The sequence below is a fragment of the uncultured Brachyspira sp. genome, assembly GCF_934747485.1.
Taxonomy (GTDB): Bacteria; Spirochaetota; Brachyspiria; order Brachyspirales; family Brachyspiraceae; genus Brachyspira.
On record NZ_CAKVGN010000052.1, the window covers coordinates 1 to 21,578 of the forward strand.

The following is a 21,578-nucleotide window of genomic DNA, read 5'->3' on the forward strand; positions in this document are numbered from 1 at the left end:
TGCCTTTTCCAATAATAATATGTTCTAATACTAATATCATATTTAGAAGCTAATATTTCTTTATTCTTAACTTTATTAATTTTTAGAACTATCTTTTTTCTTTGATTTGAAGTATATTCTTTCATAGGTATTCCTTTAAATTTAGCTATTTATATTATAAGGAATACCTACTTTATTTTAACTAAAAAACGTGCAATATCTATGGCTCCTAAACAGATATAAAAAAGTAATTTTCTTGACATAGATTTTTTTTGTTGTATACTCTTTTGTGCAATAAGGGGAATGAGGGTGAAAATCCCACGCTGGCCCGCAACCGTAAAGCTTAGTTGTGAAAAACTAACGAAGTCGGAATGCCTTATTGTAAAAAATAATCGAGTCGAGTGCACTATATTATGGGTTTTATCTAAAAACTTATAAACTTTTTTATGTATTCGCTCCTAATTTTAAAGGAGTTTTTTTATGCAAAAATATTTTATTCTATTACTATCATTTATTATTTTTTTATCATCATGTACAAGTCCAAATTATCCAAATGATAATAATGACGAAGCAGCAATACCAGAATGGAAAAAAAATATAAATCACAGCATTCTTAAAAATAATTGGAAAAGCAAAACTGATGATGCATTAATATATAAATATGATGGAGAGAATTTTACCTCCATATCAAAAGATGTTACTGTTTTTAAAATAGAAGTTGAAGAAATTGTTTGGAATAATGACAACACTTCAGGAGTAATATATGGAAAGATAGTAGAAAATAGTGATTCATCATTGATAAATAAATATTACAGTGTTGCTTTTATAGGATTAAAAACAAACAGCGTACAATTTTCTACAGATGCCGCATTGGCAAGCACATTAGAAGAAGCAAAAAATAACTTCACTTTAGAATATTTTACAAATTATATTGAATGTGTAGAATCAGAATATATATACATAGAACCTGGAAAAGGAAATCGCAATTATAGATTATTATCAGATGAAAAAATTTTAGCTTTGAGCTGGCAAGATAAAAGAAAACAAGACTATTTTTATAGCAACTGGATGAATATTTTTACAAATCAGATTATTTTACCTGCAGGAGTAACTGGAACAACAAGAAAAACAGATGAAAATGCAACATATATGGAAAATGATGGAAAAGTTCTAGGAAAATTTATGTATGCTACAAATATAGAATGGAAAGGCACAAATTGGATAGGGGCACTATATTTAGATGAAAGATATAGTGATTCTTCAAAATGGCTTATATTTCATATAGACACTGAAGGAAATCTAATGAATGCTTCAGGATATGGAATAAATAAAGATGGTGCTCCTATTACAGATGAACAATGGAAAACTTTAGTATACGAGAAATGGGGAGCTTTTTCTCTTGGAACTATAAAAGACTTTAATTATAATCAGCAATAAATAATTATGAAACATTTTATCATATACTTCCTTTTTGCTTCTGTGCTTTATTCTCAAACATACCTTATAAGAGAGCTTAAAGGAGGTATATGGGTTACTTCAAAGGCAGAAATAGCTAATCAAACAAATAATGCTTCTTCTTCAAACTCAGCATACAAAAGCCCTATAAATGTAAATAATAAAACTATAACCTCTGAAGAAATAGAGAGAATGGGTTATAAAAATGCTCAAGAAGTGCTTGCTAATCAGCCCGGATTCGTAAATAAGGGCACATATATGGGTAATGAGGTAGTTGATCCTGCTGGGGCTAATGGAGATAACATAAAGATATATCTTAATGGTGTGCTTATGAACACTGCTAAGGGAAATGCTGATGCTGGAGTAGACTTAAGAAGAATACCATCAAATTTGATAGAATCCATAGAAATAATAGGAAATTCTATATATATAACTACAAAAACTCCCGCTCAGGATATACTTTTAGTGTCATTAGGCTATGGTGTATATAATACTATAAGACCTTCTATACTATTTTCGAGAAATATTGACGATAATCAAGTGTTTACTTTTACTGCGGATTCCTATTACAGTGATGCTAATTACTATTATGATTTTACTAATTTATCAGGAAATAGAGTTCAAGGAAATTTTAGAGACAATAGGCAGTTTATTGCTAATTCATCTGCCAATTATAAATACACATTCAATAATAAAAACTTTATAAATGTATTTGCCAATGTATCGTATTCAAGCTCTGCAGCACAATATGAAATTCCTCCTGTTAATAAAACAGATTCTTGGTTTACTTTTACTACTCTAACATCTGCTGTATCTTATAACGGCTTTTCTGATATTTTAGATTATAATATTACACTATCATATTTATTTGATTCATTTGTAGACAGACCATATTTTCAAGATGGGAAATTTGTATCAGATTATAAATCACATGCTGCAGCTTTAACCGCTTCTCTATCAAGAATGGATGAATTTATCCCCAACACTATTACAATGTATAACAAATTAACTCCAGAATACAGATACGATATTTTAACAGAAGATACAAATGCAATAGAAACCAACTTCTATTACTACCCCCAAAGGCATTCACTTTCTTTAAGATATGAAATGCAGCTTTCTTTCGGATATTGGGATAATAATGTACCTATATTTACATTACTTCCAAGCATAAAATATGAATACCAAAATGAAATATTTACAAACCAAAGGAATAAAAACTATTTAGCTTACACTGCCGGATTCAATTTAAACTTTTATAAAGGATATGGCTTATATGTTGCTTACATGAGTGATTATACAGCCCCTACTTTTAATGACCTTTATTATGGAGTGTTTAGCAATCCTCAACTTCTTCCAGAAAGCTATAATCAATTACTCACTAAACTAACAATGGAACCTGTAACCAACCTAAAAATAGAAGCCTCTTATGCATATACTACCTATACAAATAAAATAATATGGTTTAGTAATATACCAGAGAATGTTGATACAGCAGTTTCGCATATAGTTAGCTCAAGCATAGGTTATGATATACCTTTTGCAAAATATCATAAAATAAAAACAAAAATAGGATATTCTTATCAGCTTGCTTATATGGGTGAGGATAAATTTCCTAAGATAGGTTTGCCGAATAATGTTGTAACAGCACTGCTCGGATATGATTTTGTTTCAGATAGTAAAATATTAAGCTCATTATCTTTTAATATTTATTATATATATTCAAGCCCAAGAGCAATGACATCAAATTATCCAACCTATTATTCAGAAGCATTTCATAATTTGAATATATCATTTTATTCTATATGGTTTAAGCATTTAATATTTTCTATGCATTTTAAGAACATTTTGAATAGAACCCCTATGTTATCAGCCTATTCAGTAGCAAAGCCATTTACTTTTGAATTTGAGATTGGGTATAATTTTTAGTTTATATTTAGAGAATTATTTTTTATTGTTTTCGGGGACTAGCCCCCGAACCCCCAGTTCTTTTATTGGTATAAAAGAACCAAAAGAACTGCATTTAATAGATTATAGCTTTTTATGTATATCAAAATATATCCATTGTTTTATATATTCCAAAATATAAAGCTATAGCACTTGCACTTTTTGGTTCTTTTGACGAAGTCCGCACTACGAGCTGCAGGAAAAAGTTGAATAAAAATAAAAACATAAAAATTTTATTTCTTGTTCTTGAAATAGTCGCAATACTGTGAAACTGTACATTCACTGCATAAAGGGCTAATGGGCTTACACAAATTCTGACCATAAACAACTAATGTGTCATTGTAAACCCTCCAATATTCTTTTGGAAGCTTTTCCCTCAAGGCAAACTCTGTCTCCTCCGGTGTCTTTGTGTGAACGTAACCGAATCTATTTGATATTCTATGTACATGCGTGTCAACACATATGCCGTCTTTATCAAAAGCCTCTGTAACTACTAAATTGGCAACCTTTCTCCCTACCCCTTTGAGTTTTAAAAGCTCATCAATCTCATCAGGCACTTCCCCATTATAATCATTAATAATCATATGAGAAACTTCAAGTATATTTTTTGCCTTCACATTATAAAAGCCTACAGGGTAAATAAGCTTAGCAATCTCTTCTTCAGAAAGCTTTATCATCTCTTTGGCATTTCCTGCCTTTTCAAACAGCCTCATAGAAGCATCTCTTGTTGTAGGGTCTTTTGTTCTAAGAGAAAGCATAGTGGAAATTAATATTTTATAAGCATCTCTGTTTGTAATAAGCTTTATCTCTGTTACCACAGGCATAGGCATTGACTTGGTAACTTTCGTAAGCTCTTTCATTATAGGGTGTATATCTTTATCATTCATAAAAAAACCACCTATTCAAATAAATACATAAACACAGAATCTTCTTTCACAAAAGGTTTTAATTCAGAATATCTAAACTCTATTTCAATAATACCATGTGCATAATCGGATATCTTATAGGCAGGCCATATAAACTTTATACCCGTGGGAGTAATGTCAAATGTATCGCTTAATGTAATGCTGTCAAAATCAAAAAAATCAGATTCTGACATGTTTCTTGTAAGTTTTGTACGCATCAAATTAATTAAATCAATATCAGCAACATCATCTATAAGCTCTGATACACTTAAACCAATTCTCTTTCCTGTGGATATTAAATATATATTAGGCTGAACATTATATATTCCATGAACTCCGCCAGCATAAGAATAATTATATAAAGAAAATGATATAATATTTTCATCTATATATGATACTTCAATATTTCTTTGCATATTAAACTTATCATTAATAGTCTCTTTCCAAGTATTATATTGCGATGAAATTAAATTATTAAGTGTTTCCATTATATTTTCTTCATTTATAGATTTAGTTTCATCAATGTCTAATGATATTCTATTTATTGCCTTTGCATTTTTATTGTTTTCTATAATAACAGCATCTCTGCTCGATTCAAAGCTTCCATTATCATCTTTAATATTTAATTTAGCATTTATAATCTTAATTTTATTTATAGGATAATTATTATCCAAAGAAAAAGAAAAACTGAAAGTATTATTTTTGTCAGCAGAAACCCAATTACCAGTAAAAACCATTTCGCTGCTAACTTCTCCGTCTAAAGAACCTATTATTCTATCATTAATACTCTCATCAAGATGAAATGTATTTCCATTGATGCTGCCCTTTAGACTGATAACTTGCTTTATAGTATCATAATAATATTTACCTGTAAGATTATTATTATCATCTATATATAAATACATACTTATAGGAGTAGTGCCGATATTTCCTTTAAGAAAATAAAAATCTTTTTTTGATATTTCTGCATTTTGTGAAAAAACTAAAGAAGAAAATAACAAAAAAATATATATAACTTTTTTCATTTAAAAACCCATAAATTATAGTTTAAATATAATAATATAAATGAAAAAATAAAACAAGGGGGACTAATATCCCCCTAACAAAATAAAAATTATTTAATAATTTACTTAGCTATATAATTAACTATTCTTGCAAACTTATCAGCAACCAAAGAAGCACCACCAACCAAAGCACCGTCTATATTAGGCATATTAAGCAAATCATCAGCATTCTTTTCATTAACACTTCCGCCGTAAAGTATAATCATACCCTCAGCAACACCATCATTGTAAATTGATTTTAATGTATCTCTTATAGTTTTATGTACATCATCAGCATCTTGCGGAGTAGCAGTTTTGCCAGTACCAATAGCCCAAACAGGTTCATAAGCTATAACCACCTTTTTAGCCTCAGCCTCACTTAAACCCTTAAAAGCTTCTTTTACTTGACTGCTTACTATATCAGAAGTAATACCCTTCTCTCTCTCTTCTAAATGTTCACCCACACATAAAACAGGAACTAAGTTTTTGTCTAAAGCTCTTTTTACTTTTTTGTTTATAAGCTCATCTTTCTCGCCAAATATATCGCGACATTCAGAGTGCCCAACAATAACATACTCACAGCCAACATTAAGAAGCATATCAGCAGAAATCTGTCCGGTAAAAGCTCCCTTCTCCTCAAAATATAAATTCTGTGCTCCTAATTTAATATTGCTTCCTTTAATAGCATTATTAACATCGCTCAAACAAGTAAAAGTAGGTGCTATCATAATATCTCTGTCTTTAACATCTTTTACTAAATCTTTTAACTGTTTTACTAACTCTAAAGCCTCTTTGTTAGTATTATTCATTTTCCAGTTACCAGCTATAAGTTTTCTTCTCATAATAATTATTCTCCTTATTATAAAATAAATTATTTTAATAAATTACTTAAATCTTTAAAATTAGGCACCTTAGAACTTTCTATAAATCCAAAAAGCACCATCTCAGTACTGATAATATTAGCCCCCAATTTTCTCATCTGCTCTAAGCCAATCTGCTTATCACTATCAGTTCTGGAAGCACAAGCATCAGCAGCCACATAAACATTATACCCATTTTGAATCAAATGATAAACACTATAATATACGCATACATGAGTCTCAGCTCCAAATACTATAATATTCTTTTTATTTAAACTGTTAAACTCATGAACAAAATCTTCGCTAGCAAATACACTAAAATGAGTCTTAGAAAATAACTTATGATGCTTAGGCAGTATTATTCTCTCATCTGTAGAGCCTAAACCTTTAGGATACTGCTCAGTAACTAAAAGAGGTATATCATATATTTCAGAAGTCTTAAGCAGTATATTAGACTTTTTTATAAGATTATCCAAATTATCCATAGCAGGAAGCAGCTTAGTTTGCAAATCTATACAAATATATAGAGAATCATTTTTGTCTAATATAGGTTCATTCATTAGTTTCATAAATAAATCCTTAAAATAAAAAACTTAAAATACAAATAAGGGGAAACAACTTAAATATTTGCTTCCCCTTAAAACTTTTTAAAACTCGCTTAATTATTATTGAGCAGCAGTTTCTTCAGTTTGTGTATTTTGAGCTGCACCAGCATCTTGTTGCTGAGCATCACCGCCGCCATTAATACGTCTTTGTTCTAATTGTTGTAATTCAGCAGCTTCACGAATTCTTGCATTTTCAATAGCTTGTTTTCTTTCGTTTTCAGTTTTTAATAACTGCCAAGTAGCTTCATCGTCGATATCTTCTTCAAAATCAACAACTACTACATCATATTCCATAGTAACATCTTTAACATAAGCGATGAAGTCTCCGCCTACAGTATCTTTAGTTCTATAGAAACATAAAGAGTCTAATTTTACAGAAGGGATCATTCTAGGATAAAGAGGTGTTCTTACTAATACTCTGTCGCGAACATTAGCTAAATACTCTCTATTTTCCCATTTTACTTGTCTCCAACCGCTGAAGTAAAGTGTACCCATAGGATAAGATTTTAATTCGCCTAATTCATTTTGTAAGTTTACAAAATAACTAACTAAATAATTACGTCCATATACCCAAGAGCTAATAGATTTAATTTCGCCAACATTGTGTATTACACCTTTGCCTTCTGTATATTTTGTACCATCAGCTCCGCCATACATTTCAAGTTGATAAGCAGGTTTTACTAAAGCATAGCTATTCCAAGCTTGTAATGGGAAATGTACTCTTACACCAAGAACTTTACCAGCTTCCCAAGCTCCGTTATTACCTTTACTATCTACGTTAGTAACATATGAATTCCTGCGGTTTTCTGTTAATCTAGCAGATTCATTCAACCATACTACCCAGTTATCGTTGTAAAGATTTTGCTGAACAGAAACTACTTCATTTGTATCATCTCCTGCTGCTTGCAAGTTATCAGCATTACCTGTTATAGCAAAATCAATTAAAGTTGAATTTGTTACACCGTAAGCAGATGCAGCAACAAAAATAGAAGCTAATACTGCGAATAACTTTTTCATAATTTATTGCACTCCTTGTACTAATTAATAAGCATAATAATATTATTTTATACACTAAATTACCCAATTTGTCAAGTAGATTTAATAAAAATAACTAAATCTATAAAAATAATGTGTAATTTTAGTTTACATAATCCAAAAATTAAAATATAAAATCAAGCTTCTAAAAACTATCATAATTTTATATATAATTTTACATCTATTAAAAAAATAACATAAAAATAAATATCTATTTAAAAAACTCAGAAAATGGATTTTTTATTTTTAATGTAAATTTTTTCTTTTCTGTTGTCTTCTTGGCATTAGGGATATTAACTTTAGTAGCCTCATCTAAACTCATCATCAGTATGCCGATAACGGCAGAATAAGAAGGATTATTAGCAATATCTGTGATGCCGTAAATATTATTAGGAACTCCTATCCTCGCTGTAATAGGCATAGAACCTTTTACTGTACTTTGATATGCTTTGGCTAATTCAACCAAACCGGGAAGCAAAGAACCTCCTCCTGTAAAAACCATGCCGGCAGATAAAGAATCTATATACTTCATCTTTGATAATTCTTTGCCGCATAAACTGAGTATCTCTTCAACCCTCGCTTGTATGATTTCTGTTAAAAACTTCTTAGGTATAGCCTTACTCTTGCCGCTTGTAGTAGGAACTTCAACTATCTCTTTATCGCCTACCATATCTATAAAAGCACAGCCGTACTCGCATTTCAATCTCTCTGCTGTAGGAATAGTTACTCTTAATCCTTCTGCTATGTCATTTGTAATATGCTGACTTCCTATAGGTATAACAGCAGTATGCCAAACAGAGCCTTCCAAAAACACCATAAGCGATGTAGTAGAATGCCCTATATCAAACACAACCACTCCAAGCTCTTTTTCATCTTCTGTAAGACAAGCCTCAGCACTTCCGCGTACGCTCACTATAAAATCTTTACCGCTGAACTTCATCTTATTTAAAGTTCTTCTTAAATTTTCACTCACATATTTAAGACCAGTGATAAGATGAACCTTAGTTTCTAATCTTGTTCCAGACATTCCTATAGGGTTTTTTATCTCATCTTGACCGTCTAAAGAATATTCTTGTTCTATAGTTTCTATAATTTCTATGTCCGAAGGCAAACGAACATTTTTAGCACTTTCTAATACCCTTTCTATTTCTAATGGAGTTATTTCCTTATCTTTTGTGTTAACACCTATAACGCCTTTGCTGTTCATACCTTTTATATGGTCGCCACCTATAGTAGCTATCACATCAGGAGCCTGAAGTCCTGCCATATCTTCTGCCTTGTTTATAGATTTCTCTATAGCATCAGCTGCAGCATCTATATTTACTATAATACCCTTTCTAATACCATCACTCTCGCTCTCCCCTATGCCTATAATATCAAGCTTATCTTCATTAACCCTTGCTATTACAGTTTTTATTGATGAAGTGCCGATATCTACACCAGCTATTATTGGCTCTTTCAAGGTTTAACTCCTAAATAAAGTATTATGTTAATATTTTCGGAATATTATTGTTTTCATTAATATTTTTTTATTCTTTAATAATATATTTTAAATATACTAATTTATATACTTTTTTAATACTTTTGATAAATATTTATTTTTGAAAATACAGAAAAATTATAAAAAATTAATTAATAACCCACTTGTCGCCTTCCTGAGCCATAATAAATGTTTGTCTCATATTTGCAGTGGATTTATTTACTCTATCATAAACTGAAGTGCCTACATCTATATAAGCATTTTTACCCTCAAGCTTTATACTATAAACTTTATCTATTTTCGTCTCAAACTCAAAATCTAATGAAGGGCTAGATGCAGCATATTCATCTGCATTTTTTACATTTCTTGTCTTAGCCAAAATTTCTTTATAATTAGATGAATAAAAATTATTATAAGCCATCTTCACACTCTCTTCATCATACGGCAACAACAAAAACTCCTCTAAAGATTTTAAAGCAGCTGTTTTTAATTCTTCTTCATTATAGCTTTTTATCTCAACAGCCTCTTTGTTTTCATCATCGCTTAAAACAATTTCTACTTTCTGGCTGCCGCTTCCGCAAGAAACAAATAAACTAAATAAAACAAATAAAAAAATTGTTAAAATAATATTATGCATAAAATTAAAGCCCTTCCAATATCTCTTTTCTGTTGTTTTGAGGAGGTATAGATTCTTTCTCTTTTATTCTTGTTTGAGAAGTAGTTGTAATATTATTCATATTAATATATTTAATAATGCTCGGACGCTCTAATATAATTCTATTGTCTCCATTTTGCCAAGAAACAGTTTCTGCATCCAAAAAAGCTCCCTTTCCATATTTAGCAGACAAAGAAGACAATAATTCTAAAAAATCCACCTGATCAGGCTGAAAATATATAGTAATAGAATATAATGAATCATCTTTAAAAATAAAATACCCGCTCTTATAAAACTTATTCTCTTCTAATGATAAAAAAGTAGCACTTTCCTCAGAAGCCAAATCAACCCCATTAGTATTGAGCATATATTCTTTAGGAAGCATCATCGTATTATCTTCCAATATAGCCTTAATTGTATCTTCTCTCGTAGAACCCAATTTTATATTTTTAAATCCTGTAATAGGTATATTAATCACCGCCGGCTTTCTTCCAACTACCGCATCATTAGTTATATAACTTTCTTCTGTTGTTGTTGTATTGTTATTATTATTTTGAGGAGGAGTATAAGCATCATTAGTTGCATACTGACTAAACAAATTCAAACAAAACAAAAACATCATTATTAATATATATCTCATAATACTTTACCTACTTTAAACTATAATATAGTATCGACTATATTTTTAATTTAATTATTTTTTTTACATATTGCTATTTACTTATAATTTATAAAACTTATAAAAATATTTATCATAAAACTATTTTTTATAAAAAAACAACCGCATTATAAAAATTACATAATAATTATGTATACTAAAATTTGAAAATATTCTAAAATATATTATATTATAGTATGAAATATTCTATAAAAAAATTTTTTAATGTAGGTGGATATGAATATAAAAAATAATAGAGTAACTATAATATGCGGCCATTACGGCTCAGGGAAAACTACTTTCTCTATTAATTATGCCATCTATTTAAGAAACAAAACAAACACCCCAATATATATAGCCGATTTGGATATTGTTAATCCTTACTTCCGTTCAAGAGAACATTCTCAAAACCTCAAAGATAAAGATATAAAAATAATAGGAACCTACCTGCCGCAATCCGGCTCTGATTTACCTGCCGTGTCTGCTGAAGTTTATTCTATATTTAATAATAAAGATATTATAGGAATAATAGATATGGGTGGAAACTCTGTTGGAAGCTTAGCTTTTGCTACTTTTAGAGAATATGTTCAAACAGATGAAACTGATGTATTTTTTGTTCTTAATGCAAACAGAAAAGAAAACTCCACTTTTGAACTTGCATTGGGGCATCTTATCTCTATAGAAGCTATACTCACATTAAATGTTACAGGCATAATAAACAACACTCATCTTATGAATGATACTTCTGCAGAAGATATTATACGAGGCGAAGAGATAGCTGAAAAACTCTCTAAAGAAAAAAATATAGATGTGATATGCAGCTGCGTTAATAGTAATTTAATTAAACAAAATATAAAAACTAAATATCAGTTGTTTAATATAGAATATGATATAAAAAATATAGGGAACGTTGTATAACTTAGTATGGATTATTATAACAATAAAAAATTATATGAGTTAGCCCCATTGCTTTCTCCGAGTATATACGAAACTATATTTTATAATCAGTATGAGATAAGAGCTGATAAAAATGCTATTGTATTAGATGATAAAGTATTTGATGATGTTTATATAGAAGAAAAAATATACAGAAACTTTATTTTGTCAAACTCAAATAGACTCGGAAAATCTTTAAACTATTTGGGACTTAATCAGATGCATGGATGCATTATTAATAATTTAGAAATGGATAACGGCAAACTTACACTAACACTTCTTGATGCTGGAGTGGCTAATTTGGCTAAAACTTTAATAGAAACAAAAGCTATTAATATAGACTTAAAACCGTTTATAGTAAAAATGATATTTGAAAATGTTTATTATCATTCTAACCATACTATAGATAAAGAAGAGTTTATTATAAAAAATAATGAAAATATAATAGAAAAAACATATATACAAGACCAAATCACTTTAATAAATGATAATGAAATAGAGATTGTAATATCGGTTCAAGATAAAGAAGAAAAATTAAATTATTATATAATAAAATGTAAAAACACATCTGTTGTAGATGAGGCAAGGGATACTTGGCTTAGTATTTTTTATGGAAATGATTTTTCTATGCTTTATGATTATTTTATTAATACGAGAAAAACTAATAAGCTTGTTATGAATAGAAATGTTTGTATTGGTATTATAGCAAAATATGAAGAGTTTGTTTCTCAGCTGGATATATCTTAATGAAAGAAATAAAAAACTTATTAATACATGCTCCAAATTGGCTTGGTGATATAGTGATGTCTTTGCCTGCGATACATTTAATAAAAGAAGAATATAAAGACATAAAGATAACTGTATTAGCAAAGAAATCAATGTTCGGCATACTTACTGTAAGCGGATTAGTTGATGATGTAATAGAGTTAAAAAATTTCCCTGCTTTAAGAAAATATCATTTTGATACTGCTTTGCTTTTCCCTAATTCTTTTGAAAGTGCTTTTAGGGTATTCGGTCATGGTATAAAAAGACGTATAGGATACAAAGCTGATTATAGAAACTTTATGCTTACAGAGGCTATTGAAAGAGAGAGTGTAAGATGGTGGCATACCGCAGATTATTATGTTAATTTACTTAAAGCCATTAATATAAATAAACAACGCCCAACCATGAAATTAAACATAAAAGAAGATATCCTAAACAATGCTAAAGATTATATAAAATCTATAAACCCAGAAAACAAAAAAATATTTGCTTACGGCATAGGTGCTACTAATAGTTTTGGTAAAATTTGGAAAGAAGAATATTTTGCTGAAGTTATTAATTATTTATCTTCTAAATATAATGCTTTGACTTTATTTGTAACAACTCCAAATGAAAAAGAAATATCTGATAAAATAAAATCTATGCTAAAAGAAGAACCTATTATACAATATACTTCATTAGATAATATAGCTGCTATACTTAGCTTATGCGATGGTTTTATAGGTAACGATTCTGGTGCTATGCATGTTGCTTCTATAGTTGGAATACCTACTTTAGCTCTGTATTTTGCCACACCCGCCGGTATGAACTCTCCAATAGGTATTAACAGCCATATAATAGAAAAAAAACTAGATAATAAGGCTTGCATCTGCGGCGGCAGAAAATGCTCCCTTAACACTTTTGAATGCAGAGAGATAATAAAACCAGAAGAGGTAATAAATAAATTTGAAGGAATTATTAATGGATTATGATGTTACTCTTTCTATAACTACATACAACGAAGAAAAATATTTGCCTATACTTTTGGATTCTATAAAATCGCAAAAAACTAATTTAAAAATGGATATACTTATTATAGATGATTCTTCCACAGATAAAACATTGGAAATAGCTAAATCTTATGAGGGAGTTAGAATTATACATAATGACAGAAAATCTGATGTGCAGTATATGAGAAACACAGGGCTTAAAGAAGCATTTGGAAAGGTGATAATATTTTTTGATGCTGATGTTGCAATATCTAATAATTTTGTAGAAAATATGGTACGTCCTATAATAGAGGGTAAAACAGATACTACATTATGCAAAACTTATGCTGTCTTAGAAGCTTTTTATAATGTACTTCCTAATAATTATTCAAAAAGTTATGTTAATTTTATAAGGCATTGCCCAAGATTTATGATGAAGCGTTTTCCTGTGCAATTTGTTCCTTGGATTGCAAGATGGTTTAAGATGATGAAAAATAAAAAAGGTTTTGTGAATATTTGGAATGTACCAAATAGAACACATACTACAGGCATAGCTACAAAAACAGAAATTGCAAGAAAAACTGGCGGTTGGAAAGTGAGAATAGGCGACGGAGATGATGCTCAATATTCAAACGATATATGCGATGCAAGCTCTAAAGTATTATGGATAGGAAAATGTATATTGTTTATTTCAAGAAGAAGAGTTTTCCCTACTGATAATGGCTGGATAACTGATATATTATTTAAACCTATAAAAAAATATTATAAAAATAAAATAAAAAAGAAAAATGATAATGATTATACTCAAAGTATAAGATAAATACTATAAAATAAACAATAATTGATAAAAACATAATTATATATTAAAATATAATAAATAATAATATGGAGTGTAATACTAATGATAACTTTTAAAACAATAGATGATAATGAAATGAAATATATTATGGAAAATAAAGAAGTAAGCAATGATATAAAAAATACTTCAGAAAAAGTGCTTGCTATATTCACTCAAGATTGGTGCGGAGATTGGAAAGGATTAAATAGAGAATTAGTAGCCAATGAACAAAATAATGATGTAGATTTAACTGTATTTATATGTAAATATAATGAAAGTCCTCTCTATGAAGAGTTTATGAACTTCAAAGAAAAAGAATGGAAAAATGACCTTATTCCTTATTTGAGATATTATAAAAATGGCAATCTTATTAAAGACACTAATCACTTGCCGTTTCAAAGAATTATGAATGTGTTTAATCAATAATAACTTTGAAATAAAAAAAGCTCAAATAGAAGATTTAGAAGAAATTAGCAATTTAGCTAAAAAAATATATCTTAAATACAATTCATCATTGGATACAGATGAAGGAATAAATAATATATTAACTTTCATTAATTATAATAACATATTAATGAGAACATATATTGACGGCTCTCTAATTCTTAAAGCAAAAGACATTAAAAAAAATATTATTATAGGCTTTATAGAAATAAGAAATTATAATCATATATCACTTTTATTTGTTGATGATGAGTATTTTAGACTCGGCTTAGGAAAGAGTCTATTTGAGAAAGTTAAAGATATAACAAAAAGCGATAGATACTCAGTTAATTCGAGCGATTATGCTATAGACTTCTATAAGAAATTGGGTTTTGTTGCCATTTATGACAATATAAAAATAGAAAACGGAGTTCATTTTCACCCGATGATTTTTTAAAATACCTCATATATGTATATTGACAAATAGCTTTATTCATATATAATATCAGCTATAAAAGGTATTTATATGTGAATATTAATAGATTTAATTGGTTCAATTATAAACTTTATAAAAAAGAAACTTAAAAAATAGATAAACATTAACCCTAATATTATTGCACAAGGGCTGCTCCTCCCAAGTGCAATAATAGTATTTTATTTATTAATTATCTGAACATAAACTTTTCTATTCCTCGCACCATCAAACTCAAAGAAATATATATCCTGCCAAACACCTAAAACTATATCTTTATTTTCTATTATAACTGTTAAACTTGGAGAAACTAAAGACGATAAAACATGTGCCTGCGAATTACCTTCAGAGTGCCTATAATTATCATGCTGAGCCACTACTTTATTAAAAGCATTCTTCATATCAAATAAAACATTACTGTCTGCATTTTCATTAATACCAACACCCGCAGTAGTGTGAGGCGTAAATATAACAGCTATACCTGACTCCGCATTCTCTTCAAAAACACATCTTCTAACCTCTTCAGTAATGTCTACAATATCAAATCTTGAGTTAGTTTTTACATTAATAGTATGCATAAATACTCTCCTTAATTTTTTATTATATAACAAATCTTAAAGCTAATTGCATTCCAACACTAAGTGCACTTATATTATGATACTGATAATGCGGATTATTAACACGTACAAAAACATCATAAAGAATATAGCTTCCCAAATTAATATTAATATATCTATTAACAGCAAATGAATAATCAAAAGTTAATTTAATAAAAGTAACAGGAGCAGCTTCACTGTAATATAAACTTGTATTATAAACATTTTTATTATCAACTCTCTCTATATAATTAACTATACCAGGCATCTTTACCCCAATTCCAAAACCAATAGAAAAGTTATCAATTATAAACTTAGGCAAAACCCCAACAAGAATATTTTCAAAATAATAAGAATAAGTCGTTTTTAAATCTTTAGACCTATAAGAATAACTATCATGACTATATCCAAACTCCGCTAATATACTCAAAGCTAACCTATCAGATATTAAATACATATATCCAAATTGTAAAGAAGCCCCAATCTCAAAATCTACAAAACTCTTCATGCTTAAAACAGTAGGATTATTAACAAGCTTATAATCTGAAAAACCAATGCTCATTCCAAAAGGTACATTTAATAATATCTCGAATCTATTTTTTTGTGCGAATATATTAAAACTTAAAATAAAAATAAAAATTATTATTAAAAACAGCCTTTTAAAAAAATACATTAAAAAATACCTCAGTTTTAATATTATAATATTTTTTATTATTTGCAAATATACATATATATGTTATAATAATTATATGCTGTATAATATCAACAATTTTATATCAACTTCAAATTGGCGTTATCTTTTTTATAGTCTTGATATAATCTTAGTAGCTATATTATTTTACATTTTCTACATGCTTATGTATAATACCCGAGCATACAGCATAGCCCTTGGTTTTATAATACTTTTCTTTATCACCTTAATAGCAAAAATCTTCGGTCTCACTACCCTCTCATGGTTATTTGATAAGTTTTTCCAAGTAGGTCTTATTGCAATAGTAGTGCTGTTTCAGGCAGAAATAAAACATGGTCTAAGAATATTAGGCGGAAGAGCATTATTTAAAAAATCATTCGGATACAATGAAGACCAAATACAAAAAATTATGAGTGCAACTTTTAATTTGTCATACAAAGGATATGGTGCTTTAATAGTATTTCAAAGAAATATATCTCTGCATTCTCTTGTAGACAAAGCAGTAAAAATTAATGCCGATATCTCTATAGAATTATTAGAATCTATATTTTTCAAAAATAATCCCATACATGATGGTGCTGCAATTATAATGGAAAATAGAATAGCTGCAGCAAGTGCATATTTACCGCTCACAGAAACAGAACCGCAAATAAAAAACAGAAGACTCGGCACTAGGCATAGGGCGGCAATTGGTATATCTGAGCAGACTGATGCTGTTGTAGTAGTTGTTTCAGAAGAGACTCAATGCGTATCTATTGTTCATGGGGGAATATTAGAATATAATTTAAGCAGAGATGAATTATATAAAAGACTCGGAGAGCTTTTAGAGGTAAAAGTAGACTAAAATGAAAGATATTATAATAGAAAAAATTAAACATAAAAAATTGTTATCCTATATAACAAACAGATTCTGGATTAAAGCTTTATGTTTAACTATGTCTTTTATGCTTTTTTTATATGTAAGATATCAGCAGGAATATAATAAAGAATATACTACAAAATTAAATATAAAAAACCTACCCGCAAAACTATTAGTTGCAAACAATATTAAAGAAACTGTAACAGTTAGTGTAAAGGGATTTAAAGATAATATATATGAACTTCCAAGAGATTTTTCTGCCTATATAGATTTAACCAATGCACAAATTGGAAGCAATATGTATAAAGTATATTTAGAAGATGATGCAGATTATTCATCACTTAATATAAATATCACCCCAAACAAAATACCTGTAGTGTTAGACCAATTAGCATACAAAACCGTTCCAATAGAAGTACAAACAGTTGGAAAAGCATCTTTAGGTCTTGAAATTGAAAATATAATCATTAATCCTTCAAACACTATAATATCAGGACCAAAAACTTTAATATCTCAAATAGATAAATTATATACCAGAACCATAGACCTTGATGATAAATATTTGGATTATAATACTAAACTTACTTTAAACATACCGCCAAATGTTAAATCTGATACTTTTAGAGTAGATGCTAGTATAATTTTTAATAAAGATATAGAAATAGTAACTTTTGAAAATATAGAATTAAATATTAATAATTTAAATAGCAGATTCAATATAAAATATAGCGAGCCTTTAATTGTAAAAAAAATCGTATTAGAAATGAATAAAAACTTAATAGAAAACTTAAAAAAAGAGGATATACTGCTTTCATTAAATTTAATAAACATCACAAATGAAGGCATATACTCTAATATATCAATAGAAGCAAATATTCCAGATTATGCCAAATTATCATATATAGAGCCTTCATTTTTCGATATAGAAGTAGAAAAAATATGGACAAATCAATAATAAAAAATATTAAGTTTGGAGATATTATTATTATTTTAATTATAGTAATATCCATTATTTATTATGCAAAAAACTTAATAGAAAATAAAGGCAGTAAAATTATAATAGATACACCCTCAAAATCTTTAAGATATGATTTGAATACAGACAGAGAAATAAAAGCAGAAGGTCTTATTGGAGAGACTACAATTATTATAAAAGACAAAAAAATAAAATTTGAACATTCTCCATGCAGAGATAAACTTTGCATAAAAGCAGGCGAATTAAAAAATGCCCCTATAATATGCATGCCTAATGGGGTATTAATAAGATTTGAAAAAAACACTGAAAATGATATAACAATAGATTCTGTTGTACAATAAATATTGCAAAGTAAATAAAGGTTTTTAATATGACACTTTTTGAAGAGATTAAAACACATACTGGAAAAAGAAGAGTTTATGATATAATATTTTTTGCTTTTTTATCTTCATTTATTGCTGCAATAGAAAATATGTTTCCAAGACCTATACCGTATTTTAGGATAGGCTTTTCTTTTATTATCATATTAATGGTTTTAGATTCATTTAATTTAAAAGAGCTCCTTCTTATGATAGCTATAAAAAACATATCTGTTGCTATAGTATTTGCTTATATTCTCACCCCGCCATTTTACCTTGGAATAACTGGAGGTATTATGTCTGTTATAGTAATGAAGGCAATGAGAAATTTTAAAAACATTTTTTCGCTTTTGGGCGTAAGCATTGCCGGAGCATTAGTAAGCAATTTATCACAAGCAATACTTTCTCAATATCTTTTTAATTTGCCGGATATAAAATTTTTAATACTTCCTGTGTTGATAATATCATTAATAACAGGCAGCATAATAGGAATATTTACTATTATTTTTAACAGAGAATAAAAAATATATTGTATTATTTTATATATTATATAAAACTAAAATATTTGCACTTTCGCTAAACGTAGATAAATAACTTAAATATTTGTACTTTTCGCGAAGCGTACCCGTAGGGTAAAAACTTTGACGAAGTCCGCACCGCGACCGAAGTAAATACCTTTAGGTGCGTAGATGCGGGAAAAAGTTGAATAAAAAACTAATATAAAAGATATAGTTATTTTAAAATATACTGAAAATTTTAACTTTATTTATTTTAATTATTTGTGGTGGCTTTGCCCCCACACCCCCACTTCTTTTATTGGTATAAAAGAAGCAAAAGAACTGCATTTTATAAAATATAGCTAAAAACATATGGTATTACTTTATATATATTTATTATATATAAAGCTAAAACATTCGCACTTTTACCAAACGTAAACAGAAAACTTAAGCACTTGCACTTTTTGCAACTTTTTGCGGCGGGAAAAAGAACAATAAAAAAGTTGACAGAAAATAATTGTTTTACTATGTACTAAAAATTTTTAAGTATATCAAAAAATATTTTTATGTTTTTTTATTCTTGGAGGCTAGCCCCCATACCCCCACTTCTTTTTGCAACCGAAGGAAGTACCTTTAGGTATGGCCAAAAGAACCAAAAAGACTGCATTTCTATCAAGTATTACAAAAACATATGGTATTATCTTATGTAAAACTTAAATATTTACTAATTTAGTTATAAAATAAATCCATCACAAAGCAGAAAACTTATAAATAGTTCTATGCTTAAACTCTCTATCCGAATAAAGTATTATACTTGGAAAATGATTATAATTTAATGCTAAAGTAAAATACTGTGTCTCCAAACAAAAAGCCTCATGTTTATTTAATGTTTGCCCTCTCACTTGTAAATTGTTTAGAGAATTAGCAGTGTAGAGCAAAACCGAAGGCATGTCTGTAAACACTTCTAAAGATATTAAACTCTCTTCGGAAATAACTTTCACTTTAGATTTTTTTATATCATTATCATCAAACACAAAACAATTATCGCATCCGCCTTTGGCTTTTATTATGCTGTCAATTTCTTTAATATTTCTAAAGTCATAAGGAGTATTATCTACTTTGAAAATCTCTCCTGAACTATCACCGCTTTCATCTTCAGGCAAATAATAATTAGCATCTATCAATATTTTATGATTGTTAATCTTTCCCGTTCCATTCAAATTAAAATAAGAATGATTCATTATGTTTACTGGTGTTGGCTTATCAGTTGTTGCTTTATAGTCTATTATAACTTCATTGTCTTTTGTAAGCGTATATATAACATTTAAATCTAAATTGCCCGGATATCCTTCTTCTCCATCTTTTGATAAATAATGAAACTCTATTTTGTTTTTATCAATTTCTTTTGAAGTAAAAAACACATAAGAAAGTCCATCTGCTCCGCCATGAGTATGATGAGGAGGCTTGTTTGCATTCAATTTGTATTCTTTATCTCCTATTTTAAAAGCAGAGTTTAATGTTTTGCCAGCCACCCTTCCAACAGTAGCACCCATATGACCGTTCTTTGCCTTAGCACTATAAAAGCTGACATCATCGGAACCAAAAGCTACTTCAATATTCTCCCCTTTTTTGTTTTTAAAAAATATTCCTGTTATGGAAGCTCCAACATCTGCTAACTTTAATTTTAATCCATTACTATTTTCTAATGTATATAAAAATCCGTTTTCTCCAAACTTCTCTTTTGTCATATATTTATCTCCTAATAATATTTTTTAAACTATTTATAATGTTATGTTTCAAAAAACTAATAATGCATTTATAAAAAACAATCGTTTATATAGATTACATATAATCAAATATTAATTTCACAAGCATATCCTCTGTTACCTCATCGTACAAAACTCTTCTTCCTAAACTATTAATATCAGTCTCAAATTGAGTTCTATTAACAACAGCACTGCATCTATGCAAATATATATTCTTTGTGTTTATATCTAATTTAAATGTTATATAAAACATAAGCTTATCAGAATCGTTATTGCAGTATTCATGCTCTATAGTAAAATAATTTGACTTGTTTGCTATATTATAAAAACCTCTATTATTGCATGAATTATTTTCATCATTCAAAGCAATAGTTCCTATATATTTATAATAATTTCCAATTTTTTGTAAAGGAGAATAATAATACCAATTTCTGCCTTTTAATATCATCATTTCGTAATTAGATTTATCATCAAAAGTGATATTCCTAATAGCATGTATTTTTAAATCTTTATTATATAATAAATTTCCATCTCTGCTAAAAAAACTTTTATTTACATTGATAGGAGCATTTTGAGAATATAAACAAGCAGAAAATATAAATAAAAACATGAGTAATCTAATCATAATAATTTCCACACTGCCTTACAATTTTTATTATACTCATTATGAACAAATATAATGATATTATTTTACTATTAAGAAATAAAAATATCAATTACATATTATTTTTTAATTTGTTTAGGAGCCATACATATTGCACGTTTTTTAGTTTAAAAAAAGCAGGTATTCCTTATAATTTAATTAACTAA

At 28.4% G+C, this 21,578-nt stretch carries 24 protein-coding genes and 1 riboswitch; of the genes, 12 read left to right on the top strand and 12 right to left on the bottom strand.

Annotated features, from left to right (window positions below):
* The first annotated feature begins 238 nt into the window (after positions 1–238).
* A riboswitch (cobalamin riboswitch) is annotated at positions 239–377 on the top strand.
* An 82-nt stretch (positions 378–459) separates the two neighbouring features.
* Together Q0H31_RS09520 and Q0H31_RS09525 are read left to right on the top strand one after the other, a co-directional pair.
* A complete protein-coding gene (locus Q0H31_RS09520) occupies positions 460–1,416 on the top strand; it encodes a hypothetical protein (RefSeq protein WP_295297628.1) in 957 nt (318 codons plus the stop codon).
* Positions 1,417–1,422: 6 nt separating this feature from the next.
* A complete protein-coding gene (locus Q0H31_RS09525) occupies positions 1,423–3,363 on the top strand; it encodes a TonB-dependent siderophore receptor (RefSeq protein ID WP_295297630.1) in 1,941 nt (646 codons plus the stop codon).
* Positions 3,364–3,614: 251 nt separating this feature from the next.
* Here Q0H31_RS09525 and nth read toward each other — a convergent pair whose 3' ends face one another.
* The 8 genes from nth to Q0H31_RS09565 all read right to left on the bottom strand — a co-directional run bounded on the left by nth (position 3,615) and on the right by Q0H31_RS09565 (position 10,604).
* Positions 3,615–4,268, bottom strand: a complete 654-nt coding sequence (nth, locus tag Q0H31_RS09530) for an endonuclease III (protein WP_295297631.1) — start codon at positions 4,266–4,268, stop codon at positions 3,615–3,617.
* Positions 4,269–4,279: 11 nt separating this feature from the next.
* Entirely contained in the window at positions 4,280–5,311 is a 1,032-nt protein-coding gene (locus Q0H31_RS09535; protein WP_295297633.1) for a DUF4163 domain-containing protein, read from the bottom strand.
* Between the two features lie 101 nt (positions 5,312–5,412).
* The gene (gene tpiA / locus Q0H31_RS09540) at positions 5,413–6,174 is read right to left on the bottom strand and encodes a triose-phosphate isomerase (protein WP_367117133.1); all 762 of its coding nucleotides are present in this window, start codon (positions 6,172–6,174) and stop codon (positions 5,413–5,415) included.
* Between the two features lie 26 nt (positions 6,175–6,200).
* Positions 6,201–6,758, bottom strand: coding sequence for a hydrolase (locus Q0H31_RS09545; protein WP_295297637.1), 558 nt, complete (start codon positions 6,756–6,758; stop codon positions 6,201–6,203).
* 96 nt (positions 6,759–6,854) lie between these two features.
* Positions 6,855–7,811 (bottom strand): flagellar filament outer layer protein FlaA, encoded by a 957-nt coding sequence (locus Q0H31_RS09550; protein ID WP_295297639.1) that lies wholly within the window; start codon positions 7,809–7,811, stop codon positions 6,855–6,857.
* A gap of 229 nt (positions 7,812–8,040) precedes the next feature.
* Positions 8,041–9,291, bottom strand: coding sequence for a cell division protein FtsA (ftsA, locus tag Q0H31_RS09555; protein WP_295297641.1), 1,251 nt, complete (start codon positions 9,289–9,291; stop codon positions 8,041–8,043).
* A 166-nt stretch (positions 9,292–9,457) separates the two neighbouring features.
* Positions 9,458–9,946, bottom strand: coding sequence for a hypothetical protein (locus Q0H31_RS09560; protein WP_295297643.1), 489 nt, complete (start codon positions 9,944–9,946; stop codon positions 9,458–9,460).
* A gap of 4 nt (positions 9,947–9,950) precedes the next feature.
* Entirely contained in the window at positions 9,951–10,604 is a 654-nt protein-coding gene (locus Q0H31_RS09565) for a hypothetical protein (RefSeq protein ID WP_295297644.1), read from the bottom strand.
* Between the two features lie 255 nt (positions 10,605–10,859).
* Between Q0H31_RS09565 and Q0H31_RS09570 the strand changes: the two genes are divergently transcribed.
* From Q0H31_RS09570 to Q0H31_RS09595, 6 genes are all read left to right on the top strand, one after another.
* A complete protein-coding gene (locus tag Q0H31_RS09570; RefSeq protein WP_295297646.1) occupies positions 10,860–11,540 on the top strand; it encodes an ATP/GTP-binding protein in 681 nt (226 codons plus the stop codon).
* Between the two features lie 6 nt (positions 11,541–11,546).
* Positions 11,547–12,305 carry a hypothetical protein gene (locus tag Q0H31_RS09575; RefSeq protein ID WP_295297647.1) on the top strand — a complete coding sequence of 253 codons (759 nt, stop codon included), beginning with the start codon at positions 11,547–11,549 and terminating at the stop codon, positions 12,303–12,305.
* Complete coding sequence (locus Q0H31_RS09580; RefSeq protein WP_295297649.1) at positions 12,305–13,294, top strand: glycosyltransferase family 9 protein; 990 nt, start codon at positions 12,305–12,307, stop codon at positions 13,292–13,294. The genes Q0H31_RS09575 and Q0H31_RS09580 overlap by 1 nt, the downstream gene beginning before the upstream one ends.
* Positions 13,284–14,111 (top strand): glycosyltransferase family 2 protein, encoded by an 828-nt coding sequence (locus tag Q0H31_RS09585; RefSeq protein WP_295297651.1) that lies wholly within the window; start codon positions 13,284–13,286, stop codon positions 14,109–14,111. The genes Q0H31_RS09580 and Q0H31_RS09585 overlap by 11 nt, the downstream gene beginning before the upstream one ends.
* Before the next feature lie 81 nt (positions 14,112–14,192).
* Positions 14,193–14,555 (top strand): hypothetical protein, encoded by a 363-nt coding sequence (locus Q0H31_RS09590; RefSeq protein ID WP_295297653.1) that lies wholly within the window; start codon positions 14,193–14,195, stop codon positions 14,553–14,555.
* Positions 14,539–15,009 carry a GNAT family N-acetyltransferase gene (locus tag Q0H31_RS09595; protein WP_295297654.1) on the top strand — a complete coding sequence of 157 codons (471 nt, stop codon included), beginning with the start codon at positions 14,539–14,541 and terminating at the stop codon, positions 15,007–15,009. The genes Q0H31_RS09590 and Q0H31_RS09595 overlap by 17 nt, the downstream gene beginning before the upstream one ends.
* Before the next feature lie 197 nt (positions 15,010–15,206).
* Here Q0H31_RS09595 and Q0H31_RS09600 read toward each other — a convergent pair whose 3' ends face one another.
* The gene (locus tag Q0H31_RS09600; RefSeq protein ID WP_295297655.1) at positions 15,207–15,602 is read right to left on the bottom strand and encodes a secondary thiamine-phosphate synthase enzyme YjbQ; all 396 of its coding nucleotides are present in this window, start codon (positions 15,600–15,602) and stop codon (positions 15,207–15,209) included.
* Between the two features lie 22 nt (positions 15,603–15,624).
* Positions 15,625–16,293 (bottom strand): hypothetical protein, encoded by a 669-nt coding sequence (locus Q0H31_RS09605; protein ID WP_295297657.1) that lies wholly within the window; start codon positions 16,291–16,293, stop codon positions 15,625–15,627.
* Between the two features lie 76 nt (positions 16,294–16,369).
* Here Q0H31_RS09605 and cdaA point away from each other — a divergent pair, with 76 nt between their 5' ends.
* Genes cdaA through Q0H31_RS09625 form a run of 4 tightly spaced genes read left to right on the top strand, consistent with a single transcriptional unit; the run spans position 16,370 to position 19,026 of the window.
* Positions 16,370–17,155: a diadenylate cyclase CdaA gene (cdaA, locus tag Q0H31_RS09610; protein ID WP_295297659.1), complete on the top strand. Its 786-nt coding sequence runs from the start codon at positions 16,370–16,372 to the stop codon at positions 17,153–17,155.
* Position 17,156: 1 nt separating this feature from the next.
* Positions 17,157–18,125 carry a CdaR family protein gene (locus Q0H31_RS09615; RefSeq protein WP_295297661.1) on the top strand — a complete coding sequence of 323 codons (969 nt, stop codon included), beginning with the start codon at positions 17,157–17,159 and terminating at the stop codon, positions 18,123–18,125.
* Entirely contained in the window at positions 18,110–18,487 is a 378-nt protein-coding gene (locus tag Q0H31_RS09620; RefSeq protein ID WP_295297663.1) for a NusG domain II-containing protein, read from the top strand. Before Q0H31_RS09615 ends, Q0H31_RS09620 begins: the two co-directional genes overlap by 16 nt.
* 29 nt (positions 18,488–18,516) lie before the next feature.
* On the top strand, positions 18,517–19,026 hold the full coding sequence (locus tag Q0H31_RS09625; protein WP_295297665.1) for a Gx transporter family protein: 510 nt from the start codon (positions 18,517–18,519) through the stop codon (positions 19,024–19,026).
* Positions 19,027–19,751: 725 nt separating this feature from the next.
* On the opposite strand, the gene Q0H31_RS09630 is transcribed toward Q0H31_RS09625, so the two are convergent.
* Both Q0H31_RS09630 and Q0H31_RS09635 read right to left on the bottom strand, forming a co-directional pair.
* Positions 19,752–20,750 (bottom strand): aldose epimerase family protein, encoded by a 999-nt coding sequence (locus Q0H31_RS09630; protein ID WP_295297666.1) that lies wholly within the window; start codon positions 20,748–20,750, stop codon positions 19,752–19,754.
* A 94-nt stretch (positions 20,751–20,844) separates the two neighbouring features.
* Entirely contained in the window at positions 20,845–21,393 is a 549-nt protein-coding gene (locus tag Q0H31_RS09635) for a hypothetical protein (protein WP_295297667.1), read from the bottom strand.
* Positions 21,394–21,578: the final 185 nt, after the last annotated feature.